Origin of the sequence: Collinsella sp. 4_8_47FAA, from assembly GCF_000763055.1 — a bacterium.
Classification (GTDB): Bacteria; Actinomycetota; Coriobacteriia; order Coriobacteriales; family Coriobacteriaceae; genus Collinsella.
Genome location: NZ_KN214138.1, coordinates 105,767 through 114,623, shown reverse-complemented (window position 1 = coordinate 114,623; position 8,857 = coordinate 105,767). Strand labels below are relative to the sequence as shown.

The following is an 8,857-nucleotide window of genomic DNA, read 5'->3' as shown; positions in this document are numbered from 1 at the left end:
GCTCGTGAGGTGGCTCTGGGCCCTCGGCATGATGTGCCGGGAGGGCGCGGAATAGACATAGCCCCCGTCCCGGCGAGCCGGGCGGCCTTCGGGGACACCCCCTATTTCGCTGTGCGCGCGGAGCCCTCCGCATGCGCCTCGACAGACTTGGGGAACCCCGCCGAAGGAATGGAGTGCGGGCCGGCAGAACGGTATCCGCGGATATGAGACTGAGCCGAAGGCGTCGATGACATGCCGGGGGCGGACCGGGACGGGTTAACGGCAGGCCCCGCCGACCGATTGCAAGCGGTCGGCGGGGCCATTGTGGCTCTTGACAGCGGATTGGGTCATATGAGCGAAATCCCGCCAGAGCGAGCAAGGTGCCTTGAAACGAGGCGGCATTGACCTTCTGGTCATGCCGCCGAAGTTGAAAGGCAGATTGCCGCTCTGGCGGGTTTGCAGCGTCAACTGGTTACGCGGTTTGGTAAAACCGCGTAACTCTAGTAGTTGGCTTCGTAGCCGTTGCCGTCGCCGGTGGGCTCTTCGTAGTAGTCCGAATCGCTCGAATCGCTTGAGTCATCGGAATCGTCAGAGCTGACCGATGAGGTTGCGGTACCGTTTGCGTAGTCGTCAGACGTGTTGTTGTTCAGGTCGCCGATCGTAGAGCTGGAACCGTCGGAAAGACCCATGGTGTTGGGACCCTTGGGATCCTTGCCGGCATCGACGCGCTCCATCATTTCCTTGAGCTCGTCCTCGTAGACAAAGACGTAGCTCACACCGTCGATCATGGTGCTGTCGTCGGCATACGAGGGCAGGTTGGCCGAGTAGATGCCGTCGACATCCATACCGCGCATGGCATTGACCGTAGCCACGATATCCTGAACGCTCATATCGGTCACGAGCATATCGGACAGCGAATTAACCAGGCCAAAGATCTTCGTGGCATCGAAGTTATTGAGAATCTGGTTGGCAAGGGCGCCAAGCACCTGACGCTGGTGGCGCATGCGCGTGTAGTCGCCGTCGGCATAGGTGTAGCGGCAGCGGGCATAGGTAAGGGCGGTGGCGCCGTCCATATGCTGCTGACCAGCGGTAATCTTAATATCCAGGTGCTCGGGGTCGTCAACATCATCGGTTGCGTTAATGTCGATACCGCCAACCGAATCAATCAGCGCCTGCATACCGTCGAAGCTGACCTCGGCATAGTGGGAAATCTGAACACCGCACAGCTCGTTGACCGCCTCGACCATGGCCTCGGCGCCGCCAACGGTATGGCAGGCGTTGATCTTCATGGTCTCGCCCTTGTACTCGACCTTGGTGTCGCGCGGAACGGAAATGAGCGTCGCCTGCTTTTGCGTGGGGTCGATGCGTGCCAGGATAATCGAGTCGGCACGATACGTATCCTCGCCCGGACGGCCGTCGGTGCCAAGAAGCAGCACGTAGAACGGATCCTTTGCCTCATCGGTGTCAACCAGAACCCGACGCAGATTGTCGGTAATGACATTAGAATCGCCGAGCTTGCCCATAATGGTGGCAAACCACAGGCCGGCAGCGGTAGTGGCACTCAGCAGCACGCCAAGCACGACAATGAGCGCGACGTGACGAATCGTGTGGCTACGACGACGTTGACGAGCGCGCTCGGAATAGCGAGCCACGTTATCGCGACTGTAGATCTTGGCCTGCGCACCAGTTGAGGGTCTTCGGGCGGTGGTATCCGCGAGGGGCTTTTTATTAAACATAGGCAACCTGTATTAGTAGATGACGGGATCGGGGACGGTAGCATGCTCGACATGCGCGCCGAGCGCCTGCAGCTTTTCGACAAACTGCTCGTAGCCGCGCTTGATGTGATGGATGGCCGAAACCTCGGTCGTCCCGTCGGCGATCAAGCCCGCTACGACGAGGGCCGCTCCGCCACGCAGATCGGGCGAGGTAACCTGTGCACCCGAGAAGCCCTTGACGCCATGAATCATGGCATGATGGCTCTCGATACGAATGTCGGCACCCATGCGCACCAGCTCAGAGGCAAACATAAAGCGATTCTCGAAGATGTTTTCGGTAATAACGGAACTGCCGTCGGCAAGGGCGGAGAGCACCATAATCTGCGCCTGCATGTCGGTCGGGAAACCGGGGAACGGAAGCGTCTGGATGTCGACCGGCTTGATACGCTCGGCACGGTTCACATGGACGCCATCTTCGACGCGCTCGCAGTCGATACCCATGAGCTCCATCTTCTTGAGCACCATGCCCAAGTGAATGGGGCAAAAACCCGTGACGTCGACACCGCGATCGTCGGCCATCAACGCACCGGCAACGATAAAGGTACCGGCCTCGATGCGGTCGCCCACCACGCGATGGGTAACGGGATGGAGCTCTTCCACGCCTTCGATAGTCACGACGGGCGTACCGGCGCCAACAATCTTGGCGCCCATCTCGTTGAGCATGTTAGCGAGATCGACGATCTCGGGCTCGCGGGCGGCATTGTCGATAACCGTGGTGCCCTGTGCGCGCACAGAGGCCATGATGAGGTTCTCGGTCGCACCGACGCTGGCGAACTCGAGCGTGACGGTGGTACCGCGCAGACCTTGGGGCGCATTAGCGTTGATGTAACCGTGGGCGGTATCGAACTCAACGCCCAGGGCCTCAAGACCAAGAATGTGCATATCGATCTTGCGAGCACCCAGGTTGCAGCCGCCCGGCATGGCAATCTTGGCGCGATGGAAGCGACCCAGCAGGGGTCCCATGACGGCGGTGGAAGCACGCATCTTGGCAACGAGCTCGTAGGGGGCCTCCCATGAATCGACCTGAGAGGTATCAATCTCGAGCGTATGCTCGTCGAGAACATCGATCGTAGCGCCCATGCCTTTGAGCACCTTGCCCATCACGTGGACATCGGAAATATCGGGCACGTTCTGCAGCGTCGTCTTGCCCGGCGCCAGAAGCGTTGCCGCCATGAGTTTGAGCGCGGAGTTCTTGGCGCCCGAAACGGGCACGGAGCCTCCGATGGCGTGGCCACCCTCAACGCGGATAATATCCAAGGTCTACCCTTTCAAAAAGCATGCCCGGGATGGCTGGGCCATCCCGGGCATGATGTGTTCGCAAATGGTCGAACGCTAAATCGTTTGACTATTGGGCAAGCTTGAGCTTACACCATGCGATTTCATTATAGAGGTAGGCGCGGCGTGCATCATCCTCCGACAAATTACCCAGCTTCTCTTCAAAACCTTGAATATCAGCTTTAAGCTTGTCGGCATCGACGGTCGCCAAATCGCAAGCGCGCTCGGCGAGAACGGTCACGACATCGTCCGCAACCTGGGCATAGCCGCCGGCCACGGCAAACGTGTGGTCGACAGTGCCCATGGCCTTATCGGAAACGCGAACGTAACCGCGGTCGATCGTGCAGATCTCGCTGGAGTGAGCGGGCAGGACGCCAAACTCGCCATCCGTGGACGGAATCGACACAAACGCAGCGTCGCCCTCATAGGCGCAGCTCACGGGGCACACGATGCGGATACGCATAACCTACTTCTCCCCCATCTTGCGGGCGCGCTCGCGCACGTCCTCAATCGTGGAAGCATAGCGGAAAGCCTGCTCGGGCAGGTCATCGGCCTTGCCGTCGACAATCTCGGCGAAAGAGCGGACGGTATCCTCGACGCGGACGTAGACACCGGGGTTGCCGGTGAACTTCTCGGCGACGTGGAAGGACTGCGAGAGGAACTGCTGAATCTTACGGGCACGGTTGACCGTAAGGCGCTGCTCCTCGGACAGCTCGTCCATACCCAGAATGGCGATGATGTCCTGAAGGTCGGAGTACTCCTGCAGGAGCTCCTGGACCTTGACGGCGACACGGTAGTGCTCCTCGCCAACGATCGAGGGATCGAGAGCGTCGGAGGAAGACGCAAGCGGGTCGATAGCCGGGAACAGGCCGAGCGACGAAATGCTACGCGAAAGAACCGTGGTGGCATCGAGGTGCGTAAACGTCGTGGCAGGCGCCGGGTCGGTCAGGTCGTCTGCGGGGACGTAGACAGCCTGGACGGAGGTAATGGAGCCCGTCTTGGTCGAGGTAATGCGCTCCTGGAGGTCGCCCATCTCGGTTGCCAGCGTGGGCTGGTAACCAACGGCGGACGGCATACGGCCCAGCAGTGCGGAAACCTCGGAACCTGCCTGGGAGAAGCGGAAGATGTTGTCGATGAACAGCAGAACGTCCTGGCCGCGATCGCGGAAGTACTCAGCGGTGGTAAGGCCGGCCAGACCGATGCGCAGACGCGCTCCGGGCGGCTCGTTCATCTGACCATAGACCAAGCAGGTCTTGTCGATAACGCCAGACTCGCTCATCTCGAGGAACAGGTCGGTGCCCTCGCGGGTACGCTCGCCGACGCCGGTGAACACCGAGGTGCCGCCGTGCTCCTGGGCGAGGTTGTTGATGAGCTCCTGGATCAGAACGGTCTTGCCGACGCCGGCGCCGCCGAACAGACCTGTCTTGCCGCCGCGGATGTAGGGCTCGAGCAGGTCGACGGCCTTGATGCCGGTCTCGAAGATCTCGGTCTTGGTGGTGAGCTCGTCGAAACGGGGCGCTGCATGGTGGATGGGGTAGAACTCCTCCACCTCGGGCATGGGCTTGCCGTCGACGGGCTTGCCCATGACGTTCCAAATGCGGCCGAGCGTCTTGGGACCAACGGGCATCTTCATGGGCTCACCGGTATCGGTGGCGATGAGGCCGCGCTGCAGGCCGTCGGTCGAGGACATGGCGACCGTGCGGACGACGCCGCCCGGAAGCTGGCTCTCGACCTCGAGGATCGTGCTCAGATGACCGATCGGGGTCTCGGCCTCGACCGTGAGCGCGTTGTAGATCGGGGGCACCGCGCCGTCAAACTTGACGTCGACGACAGGGCCGATGATTCGCACGATGCGACCATCACCGGCAGTCGTCTTCTTGGTGGCTTCCTCGACCGCAAGCTTTACGGTGTTATTAGCCATTACTGTTCCTCCAATGCTGAGGCTCCGCCGACGATCTCGTTAATCTCGGTCGTGATCGAAGCCTGGCGCACGCGACTATACGTGCGGGTAAGGGTCGAGATGATCGCGGTGGCGTTTTCCGTCGCGGAGTGCATGGCCTTGCGGCGTGCACCCTGCTCGGCAGCCGCCGAATCGATCAGGGCCTGGTAGATGACCGTCAGGATATAAGACGGCACAAGCTTGCCGAGAACATGCTCGGGAGAGGGCACGAACTCGAACGTGGACGAGATGCGCTTAGGGGCGTCGGTCTCGTTCTTACGCGGACCGTGGGCCATAGCGATCATCTCGGGGTCGAGCGGCAACAGATGCTCGACGCGAAGCTCCTGATCCACGCGGTTCTTGGCGTGGTGGTAGACAAGCTCGACACGGTCAAGCTCACCGGCACGATACGCATCGCAGATATGAGAGGAGATCATGCGGGCCTGATTGAAATCGGGCTCAGAGGAGTTGCCCTCAAAGTGCATGACAACGTTTGCGCGGTCACGGAAATACGTGGCCGGCTTACGCCCGCACGCGATGATCTCATATTCGATGCCGTCGTTCGCCCAAGAAGCGGCGAGCTTTTCGGCCGTGCGCTCCACCGTCGTATTGAAACCGCCGGCAAGGCCGCGGTCCGAGGCAATAACGACAATCAGGCCATGCTTGACGCTCTCATGCTTCTGCAGCATGGGATCGGTGCCCGAACAGGAGGCGTCGCCGGCGACCGTCAACATGACGTCGGTCAGCGCCTCCTTATAGGGCTCGGCCTGCTTGGAGCGATCGAGGGCACGACGAATCTTGGCCGTAGAGACCATCTCCATCGTGCGCGTGATCTGCTTGGTCGTGGTAACCGAGGAGATTCGCTTCTTAATGTCGCGAAGGTTGGCCATGGGGCTTAGTTCTCCTCTGATCCAGAAACATCCGAATGGTGCTTGGCCATGAACTGCTGCTTGAAGTCGCCGATGACGCGCAAGAGCTCAGCCTTGGTGTCATCATCGATCTTCTTGGCGCGAACCTTGTCGAGCAGCGAACCAAAGCCATTGTCCATGTACTCGATGAGCTCGGCACGGAAGGGCAGCACGTCGGCGATCTCCAGGTCATCCAGGAAGCCCTCGTTGCCAGCGAACAGCGTAACGATCTGCTCGCCAACCTCAAACGGCTTGTAACGCGGCTGCTTCAGGAGCTCGGTCATGCGAGCACCGTGGGTCAGCTGCTTCTGAGTAGCCTCGTCGAGGTCGGAGCCGAACTGCGTAAAGCCAGCGAGCTCCTGATAGGAAGCGAGGTCCAGACGGAGGTTGCCGGCGACCTGCTTCATGGCCTTGGTCTGCGCATCGCCACCGACGCGGGACACGGAGATACCCACGTCGACTGCCGGGCGCTGACCCTGGAAGAAGAGCTCGGACTGCAGGTAGATCTGACCATCGGTAATGGAAATGACGTTGGTCGGAATGTAGGCCGAGACGTCGCCGTCCTGGGTCTCGATGATCGGCAGTGCCGTCATGGAGCCGTAACCGTTCTTCTTGGACATCTTGACGGCACGCTCGAGCAGACGAGAGTGCAGGTAGAAGATGTCGCCAGGATAGGCCTCGCGTCCGGGCGGACGATGCAGCGTCAGCGACATCTGACGGTAGGCCACAGCCTGCTTGGACAGGTCGTCGTAGATGACGAGCACGTGGCCGCCGGGGTTGGTCTCGCTGGCGGGCTTGCCGTCCTCGCCGTTGTACATGAAGAACTCGCCAATAGCGGCACCGGCCATAGGCGCGATGTACTGCATAGGGGCGGAATCGGCAGCAGTGGCCGAAACGATGATGGTGTAGTCGAGCGCACCGTGCTGAGCGAGGGTCTCACGGATGTTGGCAACCGTGGAGGCCTTCTGGCCGATGGCGACATAGATGCAGACCATGCCCTTGCCGCGCTGGTTGAGGATAGCGTCGATGGCGATGGCGGTCTTACCGGTCTTACGGTCGCCGATGATGAGCTCACGCTGACCGCGGCCAATAGGCACCATGGAGTCGATAGCGAGCAGACCGGTCTGAACCGGCTCGCACACCGGGGTACGATCGATGACGCCGGGAGCCTTGAACTCGATGGGGCGACGGTGCGTGGCGACGATGTCGCCCAGGCCGTCGATGGGCTGGCCGAGCGGATTGACGACGCGGCCGAGCATAGCACGGCTCACGGGGATATCCATAATGCGGCCAGTGGTGCGGCACTCGTCGCCTTCCTTGATGGAGTCGACGGCACCAAACAGAACGGCGCCGACCTCGTCACGGTCAAGGTTCTGGGCAAGGCCGAAGACGGTCTCACCGGTATCGGAGCTCTTGAACTCCAGAAGCTCGCCTGCCATGGCGCTCTTGAGGCCGGAGACGCGCGCGATGCCGTCGCCTACCTCGTCGACCGTTGAAACCTCATGCGTATCGACCGTCGCGGAGAGGCTCGTGAGCTGCTCCTGCAGTTTCTTGGCGATATCCTGGGCATTGAGGGTTTCGGACATTAGGCTTCACCTCCGTACGAATTAGCAGAGTTTGCGAGGGTCTCCTGCGCGATGCGCAGCTGCGTCTTGACGGAAATGTCACGACGCTCGCCGCGGGCCTCGAGCACCAGGCCGCCCACGATAGACGGGTCGACCTGCTCGATAAGGAATACCTTGCGGCCGAAGTCCTGCTCGCATTTCTTAGTGATGGTTTGACGCAGCTCGTCGTCGAGCGGGATCGCCGTGGTGACGGTCACGCCCACTACATCCTCGTCTTCCTCGGCAACATACTTAAAGGCAGCTGCCACCTTGGGAAGAAGGTCGAGCTGGTCGCGCTTGGACATGGTGTCGAGCACGGCGATGATCTCGGGGCTGGCAGAAGCCAAGCGCTCGACCATCTCGAGGTCCTCGAACACATGGTTCTCGGCCTTGGCGGCTTCCAAAAGGGAACGCGCGTAGGTCTCGAGCACCTTGTCCTGATAGCGGCTAGTCGGCATTCAGGCTACCTGCTTCCTGGATGTAGCGCTCGATGAGCTTCTTCTGCTCGGCATCGTCCTCGAGTGCCTCGCCCACGATCTTGGTGGCGACGGCAACGGACAGGTCGGCGATGGAGCTCGCGGCACCGGCGTAGATGGACTTGCGCTCGTCCTCGACGGTCGTATGGGCCTTGGCGATGATCTCCTCGGCCTCCTTGTGAGCAGCCTCGATGATACGGGCACGCTCGGACTCGGCGTCCTTACGGGCCTCGAGAACGATGTCGGCAGCCTGACGACGGGCGTCGGTGACGATCGAGTCGGACTCAGCGCGCTTGGCGATAGCCTCCTGCTTGGTCTTCTCGGCCTCGTCGAGGCTCTCCTCGATCTTCTTGCCGCGCTCCTCCATGGTTTTCATGATGCCCGGCAGGGCGACCTTGGCCAGCACGATCCAGATAATCAGGAAGGCGATAAGCGCCGGGATGAACTCCGCCATCTTAGGGATGAGGATGTCCGCACCGGCGGCGCCGTCCTCGGCGAACGCGGAAACCGGCATGAGCAGCGCGGCCGCGGACGCGGAGAGTGCGATCGCGCTCTTCTGGGATGAAAGATTCATACTTGACGCTCCGTGCTATTTAACGATCAGCGCGACAACGAAGCCGATCAGAGCCAGAGCCTCGCCGAAAGCGGAGCCCATGATGAAGACGGTGAACACGCGGCCCTGGACCTCAGGCTGACGGGCCATAGCACCCGTAGCACCCAGAGCAGACAGGCCGATAGCAAGACCAGCGCCGATAACACCGAGACCGTAACCGATAACTCCCACGATTCCTCCTTTGTCGTGCGTGTCTTATTTCACGCAGGATAACCTTTTTATAACTGCCGGGCTCCATGGGTACGGGCACCGGCGGTTTAACGAATTGCCTTACCTTTAAGGCACGAA

9 protein-coding genes are annotated in these 8,857 nt (G+C 60.8%); all 9 read right to left on the bottom strand.

Annotation, left to right across the window (positions count from 1 at the left end):
• Positions 1-479: 479 nt before the first annotated feature.
• The 9 genes from HMPREF9463_RS09510 to HMPREF9463_RS09470 all read right to left on the bottom strand — a co-directional run bounded on the left by HMPREF9463_RS09510 (position 480) and on the right by HMPREF9463_RS09470 (position 8,740).
• Positions 480-1,715, bottom strand: coding sequence for an LCP family protein (locus tag HMPREF9463_RS09510; RefSeq protein ID WP_006235722.1), 1,236 nt, complete (start codon positions 1,713-1,715; stop codon positions 480-482).
• 12 nt (positions 1,716-1,727) lie between these two features.
• Entirely contained in the window at positions 1,728-3,011 is a 1,284-nt protein-coding gene (gene murA / locus HMPREF9463_RS09505) for a UDP-N-acetylglucosamine 1-carboxyvinyltransferase (protein ID WP_035138796.1), read from the bottom strand.
• Between the two features lie 88 nt (positions 3,012-3,099).
• Positions 3,100-3,492, bottom strand: coding sequence for an ATP synthase F1 subunit epsilon (gene atpC, locus HMPREF9463_RS09500; RefSeq protein WP_006235718.1), 393 nt, complete (start codon positions 3,490-3,492; stop codon positions 3,100-3,102).
• A gap of 3 nt (positions 3,493-3,495) precedes the next feature.
• Positions 3,496-4,950: a F0F1 ATP synthase subunit beta gene (atpD, locus tag HMPREF9463_RS09495; protein WP_006235717.1), complete on the bottom strand. Its 1,455-nt coding sequence runs from the start codon at positions 4,948-4,950 to the stop codon at positions 3,496-3,498.
• Positions 4,950-5,858: an ATP synthase F1 subunit gamma gene (atpG, locus tag HMPREF9463_RS09490; RefSeq protein ID WP_035138795.1), complete on the bottom strand. Its 909-nt coding sequence runs from the start codon at positions 5,856-5,858 to the stop codon at positions 4,950-4,952. Before atpG ends, atpD begins: the two co-directional genes overlap by 1 nt.
• A gap of 5 nt (positions 5,859-5,863) precedes the next feature.
• Positions 5,864-7,462 (bottom strand): F0F1 ATP synthase subunit alpha, encoded by a 1,599-nt coding sequence (gene atpA / locus HMPREF9463_RS09485; protein ID WP_035138794.1) that lies wholly within the window; start codon positions 7,460-7,462, stop codon positions 5,864-5,866.
• The gene (locus HMPREF9463_RS09480; RefSeq protein WP_035138792.1) at positions 7,462-7,938 is read right to left on the bottom strand and encodes a F0F1 ATP synthase subunit delta; all 477 of its coding nucleotides are present in this window, start codon (positions 7,936-7,938) and stop codon (positions 7,462-7,464) included. Before HMPREF9463_RS09480 ends, atpA begins: the two co-directional genes overlap by 1 nt.
• Positions 7,928-8,530, bottom strand: a complete 603-nt coding sequence (atpF, locus tag HMPREF9463_RS09475) for a F0F1 ATP synthase subunit B (RefSeq protein WP_006235712.1) — start codon at positions 8,528-8,530, stop codon at positions 7,928-7,930. Before atpF ends, HMPREF9463_RS09480 begins: the two co-directional genes overlap by 11 nt.
• A gap of 15 nt (positions 8,531-8,545) precedes the next feature.
• Complete coding sequence (locus tag HMPREF9463_RS09470; protein WP_022094262.1) at positions 8,546-8,740, bottom strand: ATP synthase subunit c family protein; 195 nt, start codon at positions 8,738-8,740, stop codon at positions 8,546-8,548.
• Between the last annotated feature and the right edge of the window lie 117 nt (positions 8,741-8,857).